This window comes from Demequina sp., from assembly GCA_024707205.1.
Taxonomy (GTDB): Bacteria; Actinomycetota; Actinomycetes; order Actinomycetales; family Demequinaceae; genus Demequina.
In genome coordinates this window covers 1,281,002-1,302,206 of sequence record JANQAD010000001.1, presented here as the reverse complement: position 1 = coordinate 1,302,206, position 21,205 = coordinate 1,281,002, and the positions used below count along the sequence as shown (strand labels likewise).

Annotated in this window: 21 protein-coding genes, 1 tRNA gene and 2 pseudogenes; 7 read left to right on the top strand and 17 right to left on the bottom strand. The window is 68.4% G+C overall.

The window, feature by feature from the left end:
• The 3 genes from NVV57_06700 to upp form a co-directional block, all read right to left on the bottom strand.
• On the bottom strand, positions 1 to 1,617 hold the full coding sequence (locus tag NVV57_06700; GenBank protein MCR6712389.1) for a glycoside hydrolase family 13 protein: 1,617 nt from the start codon (positions 1,615 to 1,617) through the stop codon (positions 1 to 3).
• 393 nt (positions 1,618 to 2,010) lie between these two features.
• Positions 2,011 to 3,036, bottom strand: a complete 1,026-nt coding sequence (locus NVV57_06695; protein MCR6712388.1) for a LacI family transcriptional regulator — start codon at positions 3,034 to 3,036, stop codon at positions 2,011 to 2,013.
• Between the two features lie 40 nt (positions 3,037 to 3,076).
• Entirely contained in the window at positions 3,077 to 3,712 is a 636-nt protein-coding gene (gene upp, locus NVV57_06690) for a uracil phosphoribosyltransferase (GenBank protein MCR6712387.1), read from the bottom strand.
• Positions 3,713 to 3,776: 64 nt separating this feature from the next.
• Here upp and tadA point away from each other — a divergent pair, with 64 nt between their 5' ends.
• From tadA to NVV57_06675, 3 genes are all read left to right on the top strand, one after another.
• The gene (gene tadA, locus NVV57_06685; GenBank protein ID MCR6712386.1) at positions 3,777 to 4,211 is read left to right on the top strand and encodes a tRNA adenosine(34) deaminase TadA; all 435 of its coding nucleotides are present in this window, start codon (positions 3,777 to 3,779) and stop codon (positions 4,209 to 4,211) included.
• The gene (locus NVV57_06680) at positions 4,212 to 5,288 is read left to right on the top strand and encodes an FUSC family protein (protein ID MCR6712385.1); all 1,077 of its coding nucleotides are present in this window, start codon (positions 4,212 to 4,214) and stop codon (positions 5,286 to 5,288) included.
• Positions 5,289 to 5,357: 69 nt separating this feature from the next.
• On the top strand, positions 5,358 to 5,729 hold the full coding sequence (locus tag NVV57_06675) for a hypothetical protein (protein MCR6712384.1): 372 nt from the start codon (positions 5,358 to 5,360) through the stop codon (positions 5,727 to 5,729).
• Here NVV57_06675 and NVV57_06670 read toward each other — a convergent pair.
• From NVV57_06670 to NVV57_06655, 4 genes and pseudogenes are all read right to left on the bottom strand, one after another.
• Positions 5,701 to 6,405, bottom strand: coding sequence for a DUF433 domain-containing protein (locus tag NVV57_06670; protein ID MCR6712383.1), 705 nt, complete (start codon positions 6,403 to 6,405; stop codon positions 5,701 to 5,703). The genes NVV57_06675 and NVV57_06670 overlap by 29 nt on opposite strands.
• Positions 6,406 to 6,524: 119 nt before the next feature.
• Positions 6,525 to 6,779 (bottom strand): hypothetical protein, encoded by a 255-nt coding sequence (locus tag NVV57_06665; protein MCR6712382.1) that lies wholly within the window; start codon positions 6,777 to 6,779, stop codon positions 6,525 to 6,527.
• Positions 6,780 to 6,873: 94 nt separating this feature from the next.
• Positions 6,874 to 7,119, bottom strand: coding sequence for a fibronectin type III-like domain-contianing protein (locus NVV57_06660; protein ID MCR6712381.1), 246 nt, complete (start codon positions 7,117 to 7,119; stop codon positions 6,874 to 6,876).
• A 174-nt stretch (positions 7,120 to 7,293) separates the two neighbouring features.
• A pseudogene (locus NVV57_06655) lies at positions 7,294 to 9,020 on the bottom strand (glycoside hydrolase family 3 C-terminal domain-containing protein).
• A gap of 251 nt (positions 9,021 to 9,271) precedes the next feature.
• On the opposite strand from NVV57_06655, the gene NVV57_06650 reads away from it, so the two are divergent.
• Positions 9,272 to 9,361: transfer RNA gene (locus tag NVV57_06650), tRNA-Ser, on the top strand.
• A 257-nt stretch (positions 9,362 to 9,618) separates the two neighbouring features.
• On the opposite strand, the gene NVV57_06645 is transcribed toward NVV57_06650, so the two are convergent.
• The 8 genes from NVV57_06645 to NVV57_06610 all read right to left on the bottom strand — a co-directional run bounded on the left by NVV57_06645 (position 9,619) and on the right by NVV57_06610 (position 16,212).
• Complete coding sequence (locus tag NVV57_06645; GenBank protein ID MCR6712380.1) at positions 9,619 to 10,221, bottom strand: YdeI/OmpD-associated family protein; 603 nt, start codon at positions 10,219 to 10,221, stop codon at positions 9,619 to 9,621.
• A gap of 42 nt (positions 10,222 to 10,263) precedes the next feature.
• Positions 10,264 to 10,482: a PfkB family carbohydrate kinase gene (locus NVV57_06640; GenBank protein ID MCR6712379.1), complete on the bottom strand. Its 219-nt coding sequence runs from the start codon at positions 10,480 to 10,482 to the stop codon at positions 10,264 to 10,266.
• A complete protein-coding gene (locus NVV57_06635; GenBank protein MCR6712378.1) occupies positions 10,479 to 11,153 on the bottom strand; it encodes a PfkB family carbohydrate kinase in 675 nt (224 codons plus the stop codon). The genes NVV57_06640 and NVV57_06635 overlap by 4 nt, the downstream gene beginning before the upstream one ends.
• Positions 11,150 to 12,094, bottom strand: a complete 945-nt coding sequence (locus NVV57_06630) for a sugar kinase (GenBank protein ID MCR6712377.1) — start codon at positions 12,092 to 12,094, stop codon at positions 11,150 to 11,152. Before NVV57_06630 ends, NVV57_06635 begins: the two co-directional genes overlap by 4 nt.
• On the bottom strand, positions 12,091 to 12,363 hold the full coding sequence (locus NVV57_06625) for a hypothetical protein (GenBank protein ID MCR6712376.1): 273 nt from the start codon (positions 12,361 to 12,363) through the stop codon (positions 12,091 to 12,093). Before NVV57_06625 ends, NVV57_06630 begins: the two co-directional genes overlap by 4 nt.
• Before the next feature lie 628 nt (positions 12,364 to 12,991).
• The gene (locus NVV57_06620; protein ID MCR6712375.1) at positions 12,992 to 13,897 is read right to left on the bottom strand and encodes a sugar ABC transporter permease; all 906 of its coding nucleotides are present in this window, start codon (positions 13,895 to 13,897) and stop codon (positions 12,992 to 12,994) included.
• Between the two features lie 65 nt (positions 13,898 to 13,962).
• Positions 13,963 to 15,264 (bottom strand): ABC transporter substrate-binding protein, encoded by a 1,302-nt coding sequence (locus tag NVV57_06615; GenBank protein ID MCR6712374.1) that lies wholly within the window; start codon positions 15,262 to 15,264, stop codon positions 13,963 to 13,965.
• A 66-nt stretch (positions 15,265 to 15,330) separates the two neighbouring features.
• Positions 15,331 to 16,212, bottom strand: a complete 882-nt coding sequence (locus NVV57_06610; GenBank protein ID MCR6712373.1) for an SIS domain-containing protein — start codon at positions 16,210 to 16,212, stop codon at positions 15,331 to 15,333.
• A 140-nt stretch (positions 16,213 to 16,352) separates the two neighbouring features.
• Here NVV57_06610 and NVV57_06605 point away from each other — a divergent pair, with 140 nt between their 5' ends.
• Positions 16,353 to 17,420: an amidohydrolase gene (locus NVV57_06605; protein MCR6712372.1), complete on the top strand. Its 1,068-nt coding sequence runs from the start codon at positions 16,353 to 16,355 to the stop codon at positions 17,418 to 17,420.
• On the opposite strand, the gene NVV57_06600 is transcribed toward NVV57_06605, so the two are convergent.
• Together NVV57_06600 and melA are read right to left on the bottom strand one after the other, a co-directional pair.
• Positions 17,417 to 18,274, bottom strand: coding sequence for a class II fructose-bisphosphate aldolase (locus NVV57_06600; GenBank protein ID MCR6712371.1), 858 nt, complete (start codon positions 18,272 to 18,274; stop codon positions 17,417 to 17,419). The genes NVV57_06605 and NVV57_06600 overlap by 4 nt on opposite strands.
• Positions 18,271 to 19,588, bottom strand: a pseudogene (gene melA, locus NVV57_06595) (alpha-galactosidase). Before melA ends, NVV57_06600 begins: the two are co-directional and overlap by 4 nt.
• Positions 19,589 to 19,699: 111 nt before the next feature.
• Here melA and NVV57_06590 point away from each other — a divergent pair.
• Positions 19,700 to 20,512 (top strand): DeoR/GlpR family DNA-binding transcription regulator, encoded by an 813-nt coding sequence (locus NVV57_06590; GenBank protein ID MCR6712370.1) that lies wholly within the window; start codon positions 19,700 to 19,702, stop codon positions 20,510 to 20,512.
• A gap of 61 nt (positions 20,513 to 20,573) precedes the next feature.
• A complete protein-coding gene (locus NVV57_06585) occupies positions 20,574 to 21,179 on the top strand; it encodes an FMN-binding negative transcriptional regulator (protein ID MCR6712369.1) in 606 nt (201 codons plus the stop codon).
• Positions 21,180 to 21,205: the final 26 nt, after the last annotated feature.

Genomic DNA, 21,205 nt, shown 5'->3' with positions numbered 1-21,205 from the left:
TCAGGCGCTTTCGACACCGCTCGGCGCAACCTCGAGCCATACGGTGCAGTCTGGTGGGAGCGCCCCGGCCACGAGCTCGGCACTCGCGGCAAGGACGCCGATGTGGTCCGGCAGCGGAACTGGAGAGCTGCCGAAGTTGGTGAGGGAAACGGTGCCCGCGCCGCGCCGGAAGGCGAGCACAGCGTCGGGCATATCAAGCCACGCGAAGCCGCCGGAGAGGAGATCCTCGCTGGCGCGGCGAGTGGCGAGGGCGGTGCGGTAGAGGGTGAGCGTGGAGTGCGGGGAGGTGGCTTGCGCCTCCACGCTGAGGCGCCCCCACGCGGCTGGCTGCGGGAGCCAGGGCGCGGAGCCGGCGTCGGGGCCGAAGCCAAGCGAGACTCCCTCGCGCGTCCAGGGCAGCGGGACGCGGCAGCCGTCGCGGCCAGGGTCAACGCCGCCGGAGCGGAAGTGCATGGGATCCTCGATGAGCTCCGCGGGGATGTCCGCCTCCGGGAGCCCGAGCTCGTCTCCCTGGTAGATGTAGAGGCAGCCGGGGAGCGCGGCAGTGAGCAGCGCGGCGGCGCGAGCCCTGCGGGTGCCGAGCTCGAGGTCTGTGGGGGTGCCGAACCGCTTGCGGTCGAACGCGAACGACGTGTCCTCGCGCCCGTAGCGGGTGGCCGGGCGCGTGATGTCGTGGTTGCTCAGCACCCACGTCGCGGGTGCGCCGACCGGGGCGTGCTCGGCGAGCGTGCGGTCGATGCTCGCGCGCATGGTCGCGGCGTCCCAGGGCTGGGTCATGAAGTCGAAGTTGAACGCGGTGTGCATCTCGTCGCTGCGGAGGTAGCGCGCGAATCGGGCCGCATCCTCGAGCCACACCTCGCCAACGAGGATGCGCTTGGGCTCGTAGCCGTCCGCGACCGCGCGCCAGCCGCGATAGACGTCGTGGATCTCGTCGCGGTCGATGTGCGGGTGGACGCCAGGTGTGGCGTGCTCCGTGTGATCGGGCAGCGGGCCGAGCTCGGGGTCCTTGATGATCATCGCGGCGCTGTCGATGCGCACCCCGGCCACACCGCGGTCGAACCAGAACCGCAGGATGTCCTCGTGCTCCTTGCGCACGTCGGGGTGGTTCCAGTTGAGGTCCGGCTGCTCCGCCGTGAACAGGTGCAGGTACCACTCGCCGGGTGTGCCGTCCGGGTTGGTGGTCCGGCTCCACGTCTCGCCCTGGAAGCTGCTCACCCATGCCGTTGGCATCTGGTCGCCGTTCTCGCCGGCGCCCTCGCGGAACCAGAAGCGCTCGCGCTCCGGGCTGCCGGGCCCGGCCGCGAGGGCCGCCTGGAACCAGGGGTGCTGGTCTGAAACGTGGTTGGGGACGATGTCCACGATGGTGCGGATGCCGAGCTGCGCGGCTTCGCTGATGAGCGCTTCCGCCTCGCCGAGCGTGCCGAACATCGGGTGGATGGCGCGGTAGTCGCTGACGTCGTAGCCTCCGTCGGCGAGGGGGCTCGCGTACCAAGGGTTGAACCAGATGGCGTCGACGCCGAGGTCCCGCAGGTACGGGAGGCGGCTGCGGACTCCCGCGAGGTCGCCGGTGCCGTCGCCGTCGGCGTCCGCGAACGAGCGGACGTAGACCTGGTAGATGACGGCGGAGCGCCACCACTCGTGGCCCGGCGCCTCTGTGGGCGCGGCGTCCGTGGCTGCCGCCTCCTTGCCCGACGCTATGGCGCGGCCCGTCGCTTGGCTCGCCCCGGCGTCGTGCTGGGTGAGGACTTCGCTGTCCACATCGCTCCTTCGGTGACTCGATCTGGAGACACCGTAACTTGCTGACAGTTTGCGCGCAAGTTTTTGCTACGCGTGAGAAAGATTGCGATTTGGTAACGGCCCGGTTAGTAACGTTTCGAAGGCCGTGAGACAAACAAGGGTCGCTGGGACTTGAGTGGCGGAAGTGACTCCGGCAGCCCCACGAACAGTCACTTAGGTCACACGTGTCCCAGCGACCCTTGTCTTTCGTTGACCGCCCGCGCGCGGCGCGAGTTACGCGCGTGCGGGGCCCGTGGAGCCGCGCAGCACCAGCTCGGGCTCGAAGAGGAGCTCGTCGCCGGCAGTCATCGTGCCTGCTATCAGGCCTAGGAGGATATCGATGACGGTCCGTCCCATGGCGTCGATGGGCTGGCGCACGGTCGTGAGCGGCGGCTCGGTGAAGCTCATCAGCACCGAGTCGTCGTAGCCGACGATCGACACGTCGCCCGGCACATCGAGCCCCGCGCGCTTGGCCGCGCGCACGGCGCCGAGCGCCAACGGGTCGGAGGCGCATACGACGCCGGTGCACCCGGCCGCGAACAGTCGCGACGCTCCGGCCTGCCCGGATTCGATCGAGTACAGCCCGTTCACCACGAGTTCCGGGTCAAGCGGCGAGCCGAGCCGGGCGAGCGTCCGCTCTGCCCCCTCGCGCTTGCGGCGCGAGGGCTGGTGGCCAACCGGCCCGAGCAGCAGCCCTATCCGCCGATGCCCCAGCTGGTGCAGGTGGCTCACGGCCTGTTCGGCCGCGGACGCGTCGTCGGTCGACACGGTCGCGAAGTCCATCTCCGGAATCGGCGCGCTTACCAGGACTGTTGGCAAGTTGACCTTGCGCAGCCTGTCGTAGTGCTCGTGTGGCGCGTCGGTTTCCGTGTAGTTGCCGCCAACGAAGATCACGCCGCTCACCTGCTGCGCGAGCATGAGGTCCACGTAGTCGGACTCGGTGATGCCGCCGGAGTTCTGGGTGCACAGGAGGGGCGTGTACCCGTTCTGCGTGAGGCCGCCGCTCACGATCTCGGCGAGCGCGGGGAAGATGGGGTTCTGGAGCTCCGGAAGCACGAGCGCGACCAGCCGGGCGCGACCCCCGCGCAACTTGGACGGCCGCTCGTAGCCCATCACGTCGAGCGCGGTGAGGACCGCCTGCCGCGTGGCCTCGGACACGCCGGGCTTGCCGTTCAGGACGCGGCTGACAGTGGCCTCGGAGACGCCAACCTTCTGCGCAACCTCTGCAAGACGCTTCGACATGACGGCAATTCTACGCAAACTCTTGCGCAATTGCGCAAGTCATTGCGTAGCAGGATGACTAGACGAGGCCGTAGAGCCTGTCCCCCGCGTCGCCAAGCCCCGGCACGATGTACCCCTGCTCGTTGAGCCGCTCGTCAACGCACGCGACAACAACCGACACCTCCGCGCGATCTCCCACCTGGGACCGCACGTGCTCGATCCCCTCCGGCGCCGCGAGCAGGCACACGCACGTGACGTCGGTGGCGCCGCGCTGCAGCACGTAGTTGATCGCGGCCACAAGCGACCCGCCGGTGGCGAGCATCGGATCGAGGATGAACACCTGGCGGCCGTCGAGGTGCTCGGGCAGCCGGTTGGCGTAGGTGATCGCCTCGAGCGTCTCCTCGTCTCGCTTGAGGCCAAGGAACCCCACCTCCGCTGAAGGCACCACCCGCATCAGTCCCTCGAGCATGCCGAGCCCCGCGCGCAGGATCGGCACGATGAGCGGCCGCGGGTCGGCGAGCCGCGTGCCAACAGTCGTGGTGAGGGGCGTCTCAACCGGATGGTCCTCGACGCGAATGTTCCGCGTCGCCTCATACGCGAGCAGCGCCACGAGCTCCTCCACGAGCTGGCGGAAGATCGGAGAAGTCGTGTTCTTGTCCCGCAGCACGGTGATCTTGTGGCGGACGAGCGGGTGGTCGGCGACGTGCAGCTCCATGGCACAAACGTACCGCGCTCGGCCACCCCACTAGCCTGGTTGCGTGAGCCGGTACGACGCTGCCATGGGTAAGGCGCTCGACCTCGCCCTGGCGGCCGCGCGGGCAGGCGACGTGCCCGTCGGCGCCGTCGTCCTGAACGCCGAAGGCGAGATCATCGGCGAGGGCCACAACCAGCGCGAACTCGCGAGCGACCCCACGGCCCACGCCGAGGTGCTGGCGCTACGGGAGGCGGCCACAGCGTCGGGCAGCTGGAGGCTTGACGACTGCACCCTGGTGGTGACGCTTGAGCCGTGCCTCATGTGCGCGGGCGCGATCCTCGCCGCACGCATCCCCCGAATCGTGATTGGCGCGTGGGACGAGAAGGCGGGCGCCACCGGCTCGCAATGGGACGTGGTGCGCGACGCGCGGATCGGGTCCCGCGTGGAGGTGATCTCTGGGGTCAGGGCGGAGGAGTCCGCCGCGCTGCTGCAGAGCTTCTTTGCCGAACGCAGGCCCTGAGTGGCGTACGAGCGCAGGCGAGACGAGTGGCGGGCCGCGATGGCCAACGCCGTCTCGAGCCTGGGCACGCTCGTGCCACCCACGCAGCCGCGATGGCCCATCGCGTTGCAGATGGCGCTCACGCTCGCGATCCCGCTGGCGATCGGCACCGCCGCGGGGCGGATCGACCTTGGCATGCTCGCGAGCGTCGGCGCGTTCACGGTGCCGTACTTCGCCGCGCTGCCCCGGCTGGAGCGACTCCGGCTGCGCCCAGTTGCGGCGCTCGCCATCATCGGTTCCGCGGCGCTCGGCGCGGTGCTGGGCTCCCACCGCTTCTGGGCCACGTTGGGTCTGGTGGTCGTGACGGTGGTCGCGAGCATTGGCGTGGAGGCGTTTCGCCTAGGGCCACCGGGGCCGCTGTTCCCCGTGCTCGTCTACGGGCTGTCGGCGAACGCCGTGGCGCACGGGGTGGTGGGCACCACGCTCGTCGCGTGCGTCACCGCCGGTTGCGCTCTTGCGATCGTGATCAGCGTGGCACCGCTCGTTCGCAAGGTGCACTGGAAGGTCACGCCGCGCAGCACTCGCGAACTCCTCACACCCGACCCGTGGGATCGCGGGCGCGTGGAGCTCGTGGCGCGCAACGTCGTGGTCGCGATCGCGGGCACGGTCGCCGCGGTGGTCACCGTTGACCCCGAGCGCGCGTATTGGGTGGTCGCAAGCGGCGTGGTGGTCGTGGGCTTCGTTCCCAGCCGCGGGCCGGCGCTGCAGCGCGGCCTGCACCGCACCCTTGGCACGTTCGCGGGCGCCGCGGCCTACCTCGCCCTCGCGGCGATCCACCCGGGCGACTGGGCGATCGTCGCCCTCATGTTCGCCCTGCAGTACGGCGCCGAGATCGTCATTACCAGGAACTACGCCCTCGCCGTGGTCATGCTCACTCCGCTCGCGCTCATGCTCGCCACGGTCGCGTCCGGTCAGTTCGGCTCGGTGGAGATTGCCCGCGAGCGCATCGTCGACACGCTCGTGGGCGCGACGATCGGCGTGCTCACGGCCTTCATCCACCGGCCGGACGTGGTGCGGCGGGCAGCGGTCGCCCGATGACAGTGGCCAAGAGCGCAGGCTGGAAGTTCAGATTTCCGGGACTCGCCGCAAGGAGGTCGCGCTGACCATGTGGATCGCCGGGCCGGGGACACTCGCAAGGCTGAATATGCGTTGCTGAAACTTGATGAAGCGCTCGGCTTGCTGGGCTCCTGTGAGGCGGGCGTTCGTGAGGCAGAAGACGACAACGCCATGCCGCACCAGCGCAGCGCGCTCAACATCGCGATACCGGATGCGCTCGTCTTTGGTGAGCACGGCGAGACCATGCTCACCTACGTAGCGCAACCAGTGTTCATCGGCAACGCGTTGTCCCGGATGCTCGCCGAACACATCGGCAAGCGTGGTGACATTCCAACCCGCCGCGCGAAGTGCCTCTGGGACCGTGCGGGTTCCAAGATTGCGGTCGAGGAAAAAGTCAGGCGGCAAGATGGAGATTGGCTCTGAGCAGTTGCTCCACGACCGCGGGCGTGACGCCGAAGTCGGTGGCCAGATCGGGCACGGACTCACCGGCATCGAACCGGTCAAGGATTGTCGCCACACGTACGCCGTTGCTTTCAAGCACAGGTCGTCCAAAACCGAACCGAGGATCGACGATCACATCCGCCTCGCCGTACTTTGGCAAGCGGATGGCCTCGACGTAGCCAGACGGTCCAAACCTCACGTGCCGGAGGTAGTCGTGCACAACGGGTGCGAATACACCCTGGTTGTTGCGAACAACGACGTACTCGATGTCGCGATCGGTGGCACCGGACTCCACTCCGACCCGATAGAGCAGTTCGGCTCCGTCGCTGAACAGCTCCTTGCTAGCGAGCGCGTGCTCTAGGCCCAGCTCGTCTCGCAGACGTTCCAACGCAGGCCGAATGCGCTGCATGGGCACACCGGTACTCCGCACCGCCGCGAGAAACGCCGCCTCGGCCAAGCCCATAAATGGCAAGGTCGCGTGGCCGGGCTGCGCCACGCCAGTGTCGGTGACAAGTGCCGGCGAGTGACCGAGCGTTCCAGCCTTCGTCGGGAAATCACGGCCACGCGCCCAGGACCGGATTGTCCCGGTGGGGATGCCGATGATCTTCGCCGCTTCAGCCAATGTGTAACGAGGCGTCAACATCACATCGGGGATCATGGTTGGGCCTCCTTCCATATCAACATCCTGGCACTCGACCTAGCCATTCTCCGGCAAGGCACCGACAACCGAGTTCTGCCCACACAAGGGTCGAGACCGCTGCCAGGTCAAGCCGCCGCCTAGAGAAGGCGGATGGCATTCCCCGCGTAGTAGGTGTCTTGCATCAGCCGCTTGTGCTGCTTGGTCAGCTCTGCGATCGCGGCCTCGAGAGCCAGCTCCACATTCGCATTTCCACCCTGCTTCCGCACGTTTACCAGGCCCTTCTTGGCGCGTGCGATGGTGTGCTCGAGGTTGAGGAGCACTGCGGAGACCTCGCCGAGCGCCTCGTCACCGGGAGTCGGCTGGGGAGCCTGCGCCGGTACTGAAGCGGTCATGGAGATTCTCCTGTGGGTGGTGGGCCCAGACTACCGCCGCGCACCCACAAACCCTCTGAACAGCGTCGGGCCTGTGGATAGGTGAACCCCTGGCCTAGTTCGTAACGCTAAACGTGGCCGCCAGCGACGCCGTCGAGTCCCCGCCGACCCACACGTCAAACTCGCTGGCCTCCTGCACAAACCCGCGAGTCGCCGCGCTCCAGTAGGTGAGCTCGTCCGGCCCCAACTCAAACGTCACCGTCTGCGTCTCGCCGGGCGCGAACTCCACCCGGCGGAAGCCCTTGAGCTCGCGGACAGGCCGGGCCGCGGACCCATACCGCTGGTGGATGTAGAGCTGCACCACCTCGTCGGCCTCGATGCCGGACCGGTTGGTGACGTCCACGCTCACCTCAACGGACTCGCCAACGGCGATCGCGTCGCGCGAGACCCGCAGATTCGCGTAGTCGAACGTCGCATAGCTGAGCCCAAAGCCGAACGGGAACAGCGGCACCGAGGCGTCGTCCCAGTACCGCGCACTCGCGCCCTGCGGCTGGAACGTGGTCGAGTGCGCGTAGTACAGCGGCACCTGGCCCACGTGCTGGGGCCACGTGAACGGCAGGCGCCCGGCGGGGCTGAACTCGCCAAGCAGGGCCGACGCCACCGCCTCGCCTCCGCGCGTGCCCGGGTGCCAGATGTCGAGGATCGCGCTCACGTTCTCGCTGGCCCAGCGCAGGTCCAGCGGACGCGCGGACATGACGAGGAGCACGATCTTGGTGCCCGTCTCGGCAATCCTTTGCAGCTGCGCCACCTGGGCGGGCGGCAGCTCCAGGGTGGAGCGTGACGCGAGCTCGCCCGATTGGGTCTGGCGCTCGCCAACCACCACCACGGTCACCTCGGATTGGGCCGCGAGCGCCACGGCCTTCGCGGTCTCTGCCTCGTCGTCGTAGTCGTCCGGTGTCGCGTCCGAGGGGTGGGTCGCGTCGTCGAAGAATGACTTGAAGAGCTTCTCCGGGATGCTCGCGCCCGGCGCAAACGTCACCTCAACATCCGGCCCGACGGCCTGGTTAAGGGCCTCGAGGATCGTCACCGTGTCTTCGGTCACGTGGTCGAACGACCACGAGCCGAGCGTGTCGCGCTTGCTCGCCGCGAGCTGGCCGATCACGGCGACCTTGGTGACGGCGGTGCGGTCCAGGGGCAGCACGCCGTCGTTCTTGAGCAGCACCAGCGAGTGCTCGGCGGCGCGGCGAGCGGTCTCGCCGTGCTCTGGAGCGCCGAGTACCTCGGCGCCAAGCGCCTCGTCGGTGTAGGGGTTCTCGAACAGGCCTAGCCGGAACTTGGCCGCGAGCACCCGGGAAACCGAGGCGTCGAGCACGGCGACGTCGACGCGCCCGTCGGCCACAGCGTCGGGCAGGAAGCCGTACGCGGGCTCGAGCATGGTCATCTCCATGTCGAGGCCAGCGTTGAGGGCGCGCACGCCGGCGTCGGACTGGTCCTTGGCGAAGTGCTGCGCCTCGAGCGAGTGCGCGGCGTTGGCGTCGCTCACCACCCAGCCCTCGAAGCCCCATGCCGTGCGAAGCACGTCGGTGAGGAGCCACTTGTTGCCCGTGGCCGGCACGCCGTTGAGCTCCATGTAGGCGCTCATGATGTTGCCGGCGCCCGCGTCGATCGCGGCCTTGAACGGTGGGAGGTAGACGTTCCACAGCTCGGAGTCGGAGATCTCCGCCTCCTCGTAGTCGCGACCGCCAACGGCGGCGCCGTAGCCCGCGAAGTGCTTGGGGCCGGCGATGACGTTCTCCGCGCCTAGGTCACCTTGGAAGCCGCGCACCTGTGCCGCGGCCACCTTGCCGCCGAGGTACGGGTCCTCGCCCGCGCCCTCGAACATGCGGCCCCAGCGGGGTCGCGCGCAATGTCGACCATGGGGGCGAACGTCCAGTGGATGCCGTTGGCGCGGGCCTCGCGCGCGGCGACCGCCTGCGCGGCCTCGATCGTCTCGGGGTCCCACGTGGCGGCGAGGCCGATGGGCGCGGGGAAGATGGTGCGCATTCCGTGGATGACGTCGAAGCCGAAGATGAGTGGGATGCCGAGGCGGCTCTCCTCGACGGCGCGGCGCTGAATGCGGTTGGCGTTGGCGGCGTCGCGCACAAAGAGAACGGAGCCCGCGCGGCCGGCGGCGACCTCGTTCTCGACCACGTCGGGCGTGCGGATGTGCGCGAAGAAGGGGTTGGGTTCGCTGTCACCTGTGTCTGGCATCTCGCCGAACATCGAGCCGAAGTGGAAGTACTGGGTCAGCTGTCCCGCCTTCTCCTCGACGGTCATGCGGCTCAACAGATCGGCGACGCGCTCTTCAGTTGGGAGCGAAGCGTCGCGGTACGGCTCGGTGGTCATGGTGCTCCTTTGCGTCCCCGTCCCCTTATGCGTCCATGGTGGCATAGTTCGCCAATGATTTCTACCGAGTGGTAACTACGCCCGACGCCGTTTGGAGCCGCGTACTCGCACCAGGTACCCTTGCAGGCGGTGACGTGTCCGAGCGGCCTAAGGAGCACGCCTCGAAAGCGTGTGTGGGTGCAAGTCCACCGTGGGTTCAAATCCCACCGTCACCGCCACAGGAAGCCCCCGGTTCGCCGGGGGCTTTCGTGTTGGGCGTCCTGTGAGTGCATCAGGTCCGGCTTTCGGCGATTCCGGTCTCCTGTGGGTACCTCCAGGTCCGGGCGGGCGCGATCCGGGCCGTACGCGATCCGGGCCGTTCGCGAGCACGCGTGGGGGCTCCAGGATTGAGACCGGACCTCATGTGTCCGCAGGAAGCCGCACTTTCTTGATTCCGGACCTTATGTACTCGCAGGGCGCCAGAGGCGCTTGAGCGTCACCCGCGAGCGCGGCGTCCCTCGGCGGCCGCGGTTACGACCTCGGCCACCCGTTGCGCGCGGGTCTGGTCCTGAACCGCGGTGACGATCCAGAACAACATCTGCTTGCGAGCGCTCGGCGGGAAGGAATCCCACGCGAGCCGGGCCGCGGGCTCGGCATCCAAAGCTGCAGTGAGCTCGGGCGGCTCAACGAGATCTTCGACGCTGTCCATGATGGTCCACCACCCTGTGGCGCGTGCGGCCGTGATCGCCGCTCGCCCCGCATCCGCCATGAGCCCGCGCTGCTCCAGGTCCCCGGCGCGTTGGCGGTTGAGCCGCGTCCACGCGCTCTTGCCCTTGCGCGGAGTGAACATCTGCAGACCGCGCTCCTCGTCAAGCGCCACGGTGGTGGAGTCAATCCACCCAAAGCAGATCGCCTCCTCGACCGCGTCCGGGTACGGGCAACGCGGACCGAGCGCCTCCGTCCGCCACGAGCACAGCCACACGCCACGCGTCGTCGCGTGGTTCTCAAGCAGCCACTCCCGCCACTCGCCACGCGTCTGGGCGTGAAACACGGGGTAGTCGAACTTCCAAGTCGCCGGCAGCGGCGCGCGGTGGGCCATGGCCCCAACCCTGTCACGAGACCCTGACAGGCCACGGGGTCTCTAGGACGGCGAAAGCTCGGGCACGTCGAACACCGCCGCGCCTGGCACCTGCGCGTTCGCCGCACCCACCCGAGCAGCGACTGCGAGCGCCCCGCCCAACTCGAGGCCCCGCTCCAGCGCACTCACCAGGCCCGCGAGAAAGCAGTCTCCGCTGCCCACGGGAAACAGTCCCGGCGAGTCCACGGGCGGGGATGACGCGTGCTCGCCGGCGGCGGTCACGGCGAAGGAGCCGCCCGGCCGTCCGTCACCACGGCCGTGTGGGCACCCCGCGCCACGAGCTGGCTCGCAGCTGCCTTCGGGTCCGCCTCGCCGGTGAGGTCTGCCGCCTCCGCTCGGTTCACCTTGGCCAGCCGCGGGTGCGCAGTCTCGACGATGGCGCCGAGCGCGGGGCCGTGCACATCGACGGCGAGCAGCACACCGCGCGCGGCGTCGGCGGCGAGGAGCCGCGCGAGCGCCGCCGAGTCGATGCCCGCCGGCACCGATCCCGAGACGATCAGCCACTCTCCCGGCTTCACCGATGACGTCCGGCGCGCGATCTCGGCAAGCGGAACGTCAAGATCGACCACCGGCTCGTAGAACTCCGTGAGCTCCCCGGCGGACGTGTCGCATGCGGTCACGCACATCCGCGTCTCGATCGAGGTCGGGATGCGATCGAGCTCGACCCCGCTGTCCGCGAGCAGCGCCGCGACGAGATCGCCAACGTGCCCCCCAAGCGGGACGATCGCGCGCGCGGGCGCCCCAAGCCGGGCAAGGGCGCGAGCCACGTTGAGAGACTTGCCGCCCGCGGACTTGATGATCACCGGCGGGCGGTGGATCGCGCCCAGCCGCACCTCGTCGAGCACGTAGACCACATCGAGGGCGGGCGTGAGCCCGAGTGTGTGGAGCGTCATCCGAGTGACCGCAGCAGCTCGTCGCGCGTGGCCTGCGCGGCGGTGCCGCCACGCCCGCAGACCGAGAGCGAACCGGCGACAGCGGCCCACCGCAAACGATCGCTCTCTTCGGCAACGCCGCCAAGGAACGCCGCGAGGTAGCCCGCGTCAAAGCTGTCCCCGGCTCCGGTGGTGTCCACTACGTCAACTACCAAACCCGGGCCCGACGCTGTGCGAGCGCCGCGCTCAAAGGTGACCCCACCGTCGGGCCCAGCCTTGACCACAACACGGCAGCCGAGCGTAGAGAGGCCCGACGCTGCGTGGTCCAGGTTGGCGGCTGGCTGGCCAAGCACGGCCGACGCTATCGCCAGGGCCTCTTCGGCGTTGGGGAGGAAGACGTCGACGAGCGGCAGCACCTCGCGGAGGCCCTCCCAGCGTTCGGCTGGGTCCCAGTTGGTGTCCAGGCTGAGCGTGGCGCCGTTCGCCGCGAGCTGGTCCGCGAGCTCCGGCAAGGCGGACGCGAGTTCCGGCTGCAAGAAGAAGGAAGCGATGTGGATGTGGCGCGGCCGGAACCGCGCGGCCGCCTCGAGCACGGCCGACGCCGTGAGAACCGGGATGGTCCCCGGCAGCGTCAGGATGGCCCGATCGCCCGGCTGGGAGAGGATCACGGAGAGGCCGGTTGGCCGCTCGGGATCCACGGTGACGGCGGAGACATCCACCTCGGCCTCGCGGAGGCGGTCGACCACGAAGGCCCCGAACCGATCGTCGCCGACCACCGCGGCGAGGGCCGTGCGCACGCCGAGCCGCGCGAGTCCGCAGGCCACGATCGAGGCGCTTCCCCCGAGCAGCAGGTCCGCGCTGTCCAACAGCTGCTCCGCCTGGCCAAAGCGCGGAACGGTGTCACCAGCGAGCACGAGGTCGGGATTCGCGTCGCCGACAACGAGCACGTCGATATCGCTCATCCCTTGAGGCCCGAGAAGGTCATGGTGGCGATGAACTGCCGCTGCGCGAAGAGGAAGAACACGATGAGTGGAAGCGTAGCGACCACGTTGCCCGCCATGACGAGACTCCAGTCCGTCAGGTGCGCCCCCTGGAAGTTGGCGATGCCGAGCTGCAGCGTGAAGGCCTGATCATTATTGATCGCGATGAGCGGCCACACCAGGTCGTTCCATGCGCCAAGGAGGGTGAAGATCGCGAGGGTGGCGATGGCCGGCTTCGCCAGGGGCAGCACGATCCGGAAGAAGATCTGCCAGCGATTTGCGCCGTCGATCGCGCCGCCTCCTCTAGCTCCACCGGGAGCGAGAGGAAGAACTGCCGCATGAGGAAGACACCGAACGCGGTTGCGAGCCAGGGCACGATCGCCGCCCCAAGCCCGTTGAGCAGACCCAGCTTCGCGAACAGGATGTACGTGGGGATCATCAGCAGCTGCGTGGGAATCATGATGGTCGCGAGCACAAGGAAGAAGCCGAAGTTGCGGCCCGCGAACCTGAGCCTCGCGAAGCCGTAGCCGGCGAGCGAGCACAGCACGATGTTCGAGATCACCGCTGCCGCCGACACGATCACCGTGTTGCGCAACCACAGGAAGATGTCCGTCGAGGTGAAGAGCTTGGCGTAGCCGTCGAGCGTGAAGTGCGACGGGAAGAAGGGAGGCGGGAAGGTCACGAGGTCCTTCGCCGGGGAGAAGGACGCGAGCAGCATCTGCGCGAACGGAACCAGGAACAGCACGGCGATCGGGAACAGCACAAAGTGCCACGGGCTCATGCGCCGCCGCTTGTGCCTCGCCTCCACGTGCGGTTCTTCCACGCCGGGCTCGTCTTGCGCCACCGTCGGCTCCACGCGACCATCAAGTGCCGTCATCGTCAGAACGCCTCCGTGCCGCGGCGACGCGAGTACATGACCACGCCGATCGTGATGATCATCGTCACGGCGAACAGCACATAGGCCGCGGCCGAGCCGTACCCGAACTGCAGCGAGTGGAACGCCTTGTCGTAGAGGAAGTAGACGATCGTCGTCGTGGCGTTCAAGGGGCCTCCGCGCGTCGTCGTGTACACGAGGTCGAAGAGCTGGATCGCCTCGATCGTCTGCCAGATCACCACGAACACCGTCACCGGCGCCAGCTGCGGCCACACGATGGCCCTGAACGACTGCCAGGCGCTCGCTCCGTCCATGCGCGCGGCCTCGAGGAGCTCAGGAGGAACATCCTGCAGGGCCGCGAGGTAGATCACGGTGGTGAACGCCACCGAACCCCACAGCGACATGATGACGATGACGACCATCGCCTGGTTGGGGTCGTCGAGCCAGCCCTGTTGGGGGAGGTGCAGAATCCTGAGCACGTTGTTGACCAGACCGAACTGCGGGCTGAACAGATACGTGGAGATGATTCCGGTAGACGCCGCGGACACGACGAACGGCACGAAGATCGCCGTGCGATAGAAGCCCATCCAGCGGATGCGGCGGTTTAGCGCGACCGCGAGGAGCAGGCCCATCGCCACCGATGCGGGAACGAACATCACCGTGTAGCCAAGCGTGTTCTTGACCGCGTCCCAGAAATCGGCGTCCTTGATCAGATTCGCATAGTTCTCCGCGCCAACCCAGGTGGCCTGGCTGAACCCGTCCCAGTCCTGGAACGACAGCACGAACGCCCACATCGCGGGAAAGATCGACAGGCCAAGGATGATCGCGGTGGCGGGCGCGATGAACGCCCAACCCGCGAGGCTCGCCTTGATCGTCCCTCGCTTGCCCAGGCTGACCGAGTCGGGCGTCATCGGCCCTGGCGTATGTTCTGCCTCACTCAGAATCGTGTCGACCATCAGCCTGTGCCTTCTTGGGGTTACTTCGCGAGGGCCGCGTCCGCGGTCTTCGCGGCGTCGTCGAGGGCGGTCTTCGGATCCCCTTGGCCCTGCAGCACCGCGGCGATGGCGTCGCCGATGGCCACGGACAGAGCCGCGTAGCCCTCGGTGGTCGGCCGGGCCTGCTTGACGTTAGCCGCGTTCGCGACGAACACGTCGTAACCCGGGAACTGCGCCGTCTGCTCCTCCACGGACACAGACGCCGCCGACGAGGAGCGCAGCGGGAGGTTCCCGATCGCGACGTTGTAGCGCTCGTCCTGAGCCGCCGACGTCAGCCACTCGGCGAACTGCGTTGCCCAGTAGGCCCGGTTCGCGTCCTTGTGGTCGAACAGGGCCCAGATGTCGGGTCCGGACACCGTCTGGTGGTCGCCGTCGGTGCCCGGCAGCTGAACCACGCCGTAGCTGGTGCCGCCGGTCTTGAGGTCGATGAGCTGCCACGGGCCCGAGGTGATCATGGCGATCCGGTCGCTCACGAAGAGCTGGGCGAACTTCTCGTCGGTCTGATCCAGGTAGACGCTCTTGTCGTCTACGGCCATACCGCGCAGGAATTCGAGGGCGTCGACGCCGGCCTGGGAGTTGAACTCCGCCTTGGTGCCGTCCTCATTCAGGATCGAGCCACCGTTCTGCCACAGGTGCGGCCAGAACTGCCACGTGGTCTCCTCGCTGCCCGTGACGGAGTACCCGTATCCGTAGATGTGGTTCGCGGGATCGGTCAACTGCTTCGCTGCAGCCCGGAAGTCATCCCAGGTCCAGTCGTCGGTGGGGTATGCGACGCCTGCGGCGTCGAAGAGCGTCTTGTTGTACAGCAGGCCGACGTTGTCGACGACGGCGGGGAAGCCGATCACTTTGTTGCCGGTTGGCTGAGCAGTCGCACGCGCGGCAGCGGTGAACTCGTCCCACTTGACCTCTGGCTTCTTGACCTCGTCGCTGATGTCGAGCGTCCGGCCCGATGCCTCGAGTTGACCGGCCCACGAGCCGTACGCGTAGGACATGTCGGGGTACTGGTTGCCCGCGAACCCGGCCGAAAGCTTCTGCAGCAGGTCGTCGGTGGACGACGCGCCGGGCGACATGTTGATCGTGACGTTGGGGTGGTCCTTCTCGAACTCGTCCGCGAGGCCCTCGATCACGGTCTCGGCCTCGTCGGACTGCCCCGACCACACCTCGATCGTGACCTTGGCGTCGGGGTCGACGGTGGTTGGGCCCTCAGGGGACCCGCTGCAGCCAGCGAGGGCGACGAGCGTGGCGGATGTCGCCAGGGCTCCAGCTGCGCGAAGTGCGCTCATGCGGCGGGGACTCGACATCGTGGTTCCTTTTCTCGAATTCTGATTCTGGACTATTGCGATCGGCGGTCAGCCGAGGACGATGGAACGGGTCAGGTGGCGCGGGGCGTCGGGGTTGAGCCCGCTGCGCTCCGCGATCGCGACGGCGAGGCGCTGTGCTTGCACGAGTTCGACGAGCGGGTCCGCGGTGCCGACCCGGACCGTCGCGCCGGTGCGCTCGATGTCGGCGACGAGCGAGGGCTCCGCGTTTGCGAAGATCCACACCAACGACCGGGCGTCGGCGACGGCGAGCGGCCCGTGACGGTAGTCGAGCATCGGGTAGGACTCGGCCCATGCCTGCGCGGCCTCACGAATCTTGAGCGCCGCCTCTTGCGCGAGCCCGTAGGTCCATCCGCTGCCGAGGTAGACGAAGTGCGAGAGTCCCTCGATGTCGATATCGAGCGGTCTCGAAAGCGCCTCCTGCGCCTGGTTGGGCAGCGCGCTCAGGTCCTCCCCAAGGGCCGCGCGCGCCAACACCAGGAGCGTCGTGGGAAAGCGCGTCTGCACCACGGACTCCTCGTCCGCGAAGTCGAGGAGCAGCACCTCGTTAACGGCGTCGGCGATCGCGGAGTCCGCGACGCCCGTCACGGCGACCGTGCGCACGCCTTGGGGCAATCTGCCGAGCGCGTCGATGACTTCGGTCGTGGTGCCGGAGCGGCTGAACACGATGACCGAGTCGTAGTCGCGCCAGGGCCAGGGCTCGGAGGCGTACGCGGCGTCGGTCACGCCGAGCCCCGACTGTTCGCGCAGCGCCGCGAACGACTCGGCGGCGAACGCGGAGGTGCCGCAGCCGAGCACCAGCACGCGCTCACCAGGGAGGCGCAGGAGCTCGGCGGCGCGGTCCGCGTGAGTCTCGAGCGCGCGGCGCCAGACCTCAGGCTGGCTCGCGATCTCGCGGGATGTCACTGTCACACGTTGCTCCTGGGGATCGGGGAGTGCGCGCCGCACTCCGTTGCGCGTTGGGACCTATCATTGGTGCAGGATGATCGTTTGACAACGAAACTGTCCATATCGCTCACTTTCGCTGATTGCTTGTTACAGAGGAGTCTCAGATGAGCCGCGACGACCGGGCCTCTGCCTCCGAGTTGCGCCTTGCCGACTGGGCGCCGCGGAGCCAATTGCGCGCGCCGGTGACGGGGATCGATCGCCCGGCGGTTCCCGTGGTGGACGTGCACAATCACCTGGGGCGTTGGCTGTCCGACGGCGAGTGGATGATCGACGACGTGCCGCGCTTGGTCACGATGATGGACGCGTGCGGGGTCGAGACCGTGGTCAACCTCGACGGCCGCTGGGGAGACGAGGTCACCGCGAACGTCGAGCGCTACGACCGCGCCTACCCCGGCCGCTTCGTGACGTTCTGCCACGTGGACTGGGCCGGCCTCGCGGCACCCGATGGTGTCGTCGCGCTGAAGGCCTCGCTCGAGGATGCCGTTGTGCGCGGCGCCCGCGGCGTCAAGGTCTGGAAGGACCTGGGCCTGTGGGTGCGCGACGCGGACGGCGCGCTGATCCTCCCCGACGACCCACGGGTCATCGACGTCTTGAGTCACGCGGGCGAACTGGGGCTGCCCGTTCTCATTCACACCGCCGACCCGGTGGCGTTCTTCGAGCCGCTCGACCGGCACAACGAGCGCTTGGACGAGCTCGCCGCCATGCCAGAGTGGTGGTTCGGCGACCGCGAGATCTACCCGTCGTTCGACCGGCTCCTCGACGCGCACGCCGCGCTCGTGCTCGCGTGCCCCGCCACGACCTTCATCGGCGCGCACGCTGGGTGTGCAGCCGAGGATCTGGACCGTGTGGAGCGACTGCTCGTGGCCGCGCCGAACTACGCCGTTGACACGGCCGGCCGCATGGCCGAGCTCGGCCGCCAGCCGCGCCGCTTCGCGCGGCTGGTTGCGCGGCACCCGGACCGGGTGCTCTTCGGCACGGACATCTACCCGGCCACGGCCGAGCAGTACCGCCTGCACTTCCGCTTCTTCGAGACCGACGACGAGGGATTCGGCTACGACCCGGGCAACGAGATCCCAGGGCAGGGGCGCTGGGACGTCTCGGCGCTCGCCCTCGACGCGAGCCAGCTCGAGCCCGTCTACCGCGACAACGCGCGCCGAATACTGGGCCTCTAGCCCGCGCGGCCAGGGCTGACGACGCCGCAGAAGCGGCCGACAATCGCGGCCATCGCCGCGCGGGAGTCGCGCGTGTAGCGGCGCGGATCCACAGCGTCGGGCTGTGCGGTGAGAGATTCGCGCAGGGCCGCTGTGTAGGCGACGTTGAGGGCCGTGCCGATGTTGACCTTGCGGATGCCCGCGGCCACGGCCGCGGCAATCGCCTCGTCAGGCACCCCAGAGGACCCATGCAGCACGAGCGGAACGGGCACCGCGGCGGCGAGCCGGGCTACGAGCTCGAGATCGAGGCGCGCGGACCGGTCAACCATCGCGTGCGAGCTGCCCACGGCCACCGCTAGGCCGTCCACCCCGGTCGCCTCCACGAACGCGGCGGCCTGCACCGGATCCGTGCGAACTCCGGGCGCATGCGCCCCGTCCTTGCCGCCGATCTCGCCGAGCTCCGCCTCCACCCACACGCCAACGTCGTGCGCTCGCGAAACAACGTCCCTGGTAGCGGCCACATTCTGCTCATAGTCGAGGCGCGACGCGTCGAACATGATGGATCCGATGCCGAAGTCCTGCGAACGCGCGAGCACGAGCTTCACGAGCTCCGGGTCCTCGATGTGATCGAGGTGGATCCCGAGTGGCGATGCGGATGCCGCCGCGATCTCGCGGCAGGCCGCTAGCAGCGGCTCGGGAGAGCCCCGGAACGTGATCGCGTTCTCGCTGACCTGCAGCAGGGCCGCGGAGCCGACCGCAGCCGCTCCCTCGGCCACAGCCTCCGCGTGATCCAGGGAGATCACGTTGAAGGCGGCAACGGCTCCGCCCGACGCTGTGGCCAGGTTGATCAGCTCTCGCGCCGTCGAGAGCGTCATGACGCCGACGCCCCGAGGGTGCCGCCGAGCGCGGCGGGAAGCAGGGGCGCGTGGCGTGCGGTGAGTTCGTCGCACAGCGCCCAGATCTGCTCCGGGGTGAGCGATGAGGCCGCGTTGGGATCGGCGAGCACGGCGCGGCGCACCAGCTCGGGGTCGCCGGTGCGCGCCGCCTCGATCGTGAGCTCGGCCACCGAGAGGTAGGCGCGATTCAGCGCGGCGCCCTGCGTGGGGATAGCGCCGAAGGGCAGCGGGTGCACCCCGGTGGCGTCCACGCGGCTCGGCACCTCGACCACCGCGCCCTCGGGGAGGTTAACGATGAGCCCGCGATTGACGACGTTGGCGTGAATGACGCGCTCCGTGCCGGTGAGGATCGAGTGGATCACCTGCGGAGCGTACTCCGCCGCCCCGTCCTCGAGTTCGAGCTGCTCTCCCGCGGCAAGCGCCGCTTTGGCATGCTCGAACTCGGCGACGTTCTCCTCGGAGATGCCGAGGTACTCGAGCGGCCGCAAGCGGAACTTCTCGATCTGCTCGGGGGGAGCGGAGGAACCACGAGAGGTACTCGGAGGAGTGCTCGCTGGTCTCCGTGGGATAGAAGCCGATGCGCGTGAAGATCTCCACTCGCACGCGCCGACGCAGCTCAGGGTCCTTCTCGATGGCTTCACGTAGGCGGGGGTACAGGTCCTCGCCGTCACGGGACCACTCGACGAGCCACGCCTGGTGATTGACGCCGGCCGCTCGGTAATGCGTGCCCTCCATCGGCACGCCGATCAGCTCGCAGAGATCGTGCACGGTCCAGTACACGCTGTGGCACAGCCCAACCGTCTTGATCCCGGGCGCCACGACCGACATCCACCACACGTTCATGGCCATGGGGTTGGTGTAGTTCAGGAACCACGCGTCAGGGCACAGGTCGAGCATGTCCGCGGCGATGCCGGACAGCACGGGGAACGTGCGCAGGCCGCGGAACACCCCGCCGACGCCGGTGGTGTCGCCGATCGTCTGGAGGAGACCGGCGGCCGCCGGGACCTCGAGGTCGACGCGGGTGGCATCGATGCCCCCAACCTGGATCATGTTGATAACGAAGTCCGCGCCCGCGAGCGCCTCGCGCCGGTCCAGGGTCGCGACGATCTCCGCGGGGCGGTCGAACCGCGCCGCCACCTGCTCCGCGGTGCCGCGGGCAACCTCGAGCCGCTCCGCGTCGATGTCATGCAGCACGATCCGCAGCGGGGGCAGGTCGTCGAAGCGGAAGAGGTCGGCGAGCAGCTGGCGCGTGAACACGACGCTCCCCGCGCCGAGGAAGACGATCTGGGGCATGGAGACATAGTGCGATAGCCTGTCTACTCCGCGCAACGAAATGATTGATTCGCAGATAAACTGCTCACTCCAAGTGAGTGTTTCGTGCCGAACCCGCCGAGAGGAGCCTTCATGGACACCCCCGCAGCCCACTCCGCGATTGCCAGGGTGACGTCCGGGAAGCGCGCCCAGCGCATGGTCGCGATCCTCGACCTCGTCGCCGATCGCGGGTCCATCGGCCTCGCAGAGCTGTCGAACACGCTCGGCATCTCCGCCGCCACGGCCAGGCGCGACCTCTCCGACCTCGCCGCCCAGAACCTGATTCTCAGGACTCATGGCGGCGTCTCCGCGCTCGAGCGAGGTCACGAGATCCCGGTTGCGCTGCGCGACACCCGATTCAAGGAGGCGAAGCGAGCGATCGCCAAGGCGATGGTGCAGCGGCTCCCGTCGGAGAAGCACGTGATCGCCCTGAGCGGCGGCACCACCACCGCGAGCGTCGCACGCGAGCTCGCGAATCACCGCGACATCGCGGTCGTCACAAACTCGCTGACCATCGCCAATCTGGTCTCCAGCTACGCCGGAGTGCGGGTGGTGATGACGGGAGGCTTCCTCCGTCCCAAGTCACTAGAACTCGTTGGCGCGCTCGCCGAGAACACGTTCAACAGCGTCAACGTGGGCACCGCGATCCTCGGGGCCGACGGCATCAGCGCGGCTACCGGCGTCACCACCCACGACGAGACCGAGGCGCGCACCAACCGCGCGATGGTCGCGAAAGCCCAGCGCACGGTCGTGGTCGCGGACGGCTCCAAGATCGGCGCGGTCGCCCTTGCCCAGATGGCAGAGATCAACCAGGTGGCGATGCTGATCACAGACAGCACCGCCGACCAAGCAGAGCTGGACCGGCTGCGCGCGGCGGGCGTCGAGGTCGTCGTCGTCGACGCCTAGGGAGCGAACGGCGCGCCGGCAGCAGGACCCAACCAAGGCGTCGGGCCGTCACAATGTCTGTATGCGCCACACGCCCCGCTACCTCATGGAAGACCCGGAAGAGGTCAAGCGACTCATCCGCCGCAACGCCTGGGCCACGTTCGTGTCGCCGGCAACGACCGGCCTCGTCGCCTCCCACTACCCCGTGATCCTCGACGAGACCGCACCGCAGGGCGAGATCACGATCATCAGCCACTTCGGCCGCCCGGACGAGGTGGCGCATGAGCTCGGTCAGCACGAGATCCTCGTCATCATGCAGGGCCCGCACGACTACATCTCCCCCAGCTGGTACCGGCCGGGCGACATCATCCCCACGTGGAACCACGTCACCGCGCACCTCTACGGCACGCCGGAGCTCCTCAGCGACGAGGAGAACTACGCGATGCTGAGCCTGCTCACGGACCACTTTGAGCAGCACTACCCCGGCGGCCGCTCGCTCTCCGAAGACGAGGAGGGCACGCGCCGCGTGGCGAAGGGGACCGTGGGCCTGCGCATGCGCGTGGAGCGGTTTGACGCGCGCGCCAAGTTGAGTCAGAACAAGCAGCCCGACGTTGTGGACACCATCACCTCCCACCTCGCCACCACGAATCCCGCCTTGGCAGAGGAGATGGAGCGGGTGCGGGACTGACCCGCTCCCAATCGCGCGACAAACGA

What these genes read in the sequence shown, in the direction of transcription:
- upp (MCR6712387.1), bottom strand. Translation starts at nt 3,712, where the DNA reads ATGGAGCTGCACGTCGCCGACCACCCGCTCGTCCGCCACAAGATCACC.
- tadA (MCR6712386.1), top strand. Translation starts at nt 3,777, where the DNA reads ATGGGTAAGGCGCTCGACCTCGCCCTGGCGGCCGCGCGGGCAGGCGAC.
- NVV57_06670 (MCR6712383.1), bottom strand. Translation starts at nt 6,405, where the DNA reads ATGATCCCCGATGTGATGTTGACGCCTCGTTACACATTGGCTGAAGCG.
- NVV57_06665 (MCR6712382.1), bottom strand. Translation starts at nt 6,779, where the DNA reads ATGACCGCTTCAGTACCGGCGCAGGCTCCCCAGCCGACTCCCGGTGAC.
- NVV57_06645 (MCR6712380.1), bottom strand. Translation starts at nt 10,221, where the DNA reads ATGGCCCACCGCGCGCCGCTGCCGGCGACTTGGAAGTTCGACTACCCC.
- NVV57_06635 (MCR6712378.1), bottom strand. Translation starts at nt 11,153, where the DNA reads ATGACGCTCCACACACTCGGGCTCACGCCCGCCCTCGATGTGGTCTAC.
- NVV57_06630 (MCR6712377.1), bottom strand. Translation starts at nt 12,094, where the DNA reads ATGAGCGATATCGACGTGCTCGTTGTCGGCGACGCGAATCCCGACCTC.
- NVV57_06620 (MCR6712375.1), bottom strand. Translation starts at nt 13,897, where the DNA reads ATGACGCCCGACTCGGTCAGCCTGGGCAAGCGAGGGACGATCAAGGCG.
- NVV57_06615 (MCR6712374.1), bottom strand. Translation starts at nt 15,264, where the DNA reads ATGAGCGCACTTCGCGCAGCTGGAGCCCTGGCGACATCCGCCACGCTC.
- NVV57_06605 (MCR6712372.1), top strand. Translation starts at nt 16,353, where the DNA reads ATGAGCCGCGACGACCGGGCCTCTGCCTCCGAGTTGCGCCTTGCCGAC.
- NVV57_06600 (MCR6712371.1), bottom strand. Translation starts at nt 18,274, where the DNA reads ATGACGCTCTCGACGGCGCGAGAGCTGATCAACCTGGCCACAGCGTCG.
- NVV57_06590 (MCR6712370.1), top strand. Translation starts at nt 19,700, where the DNA reads ATGGACACCCCCGCAGCCCACTCCGCGATTGCCAGGGTGACGTCCGGG.
- NVV57_06585 (MCR6712369.1), top strand. Translation starts at nt 20,574, where the DNA reads ATGCGCCACACGCCCCGCTACCTCATGGAAGACCCGGAAGAGGTCAAG.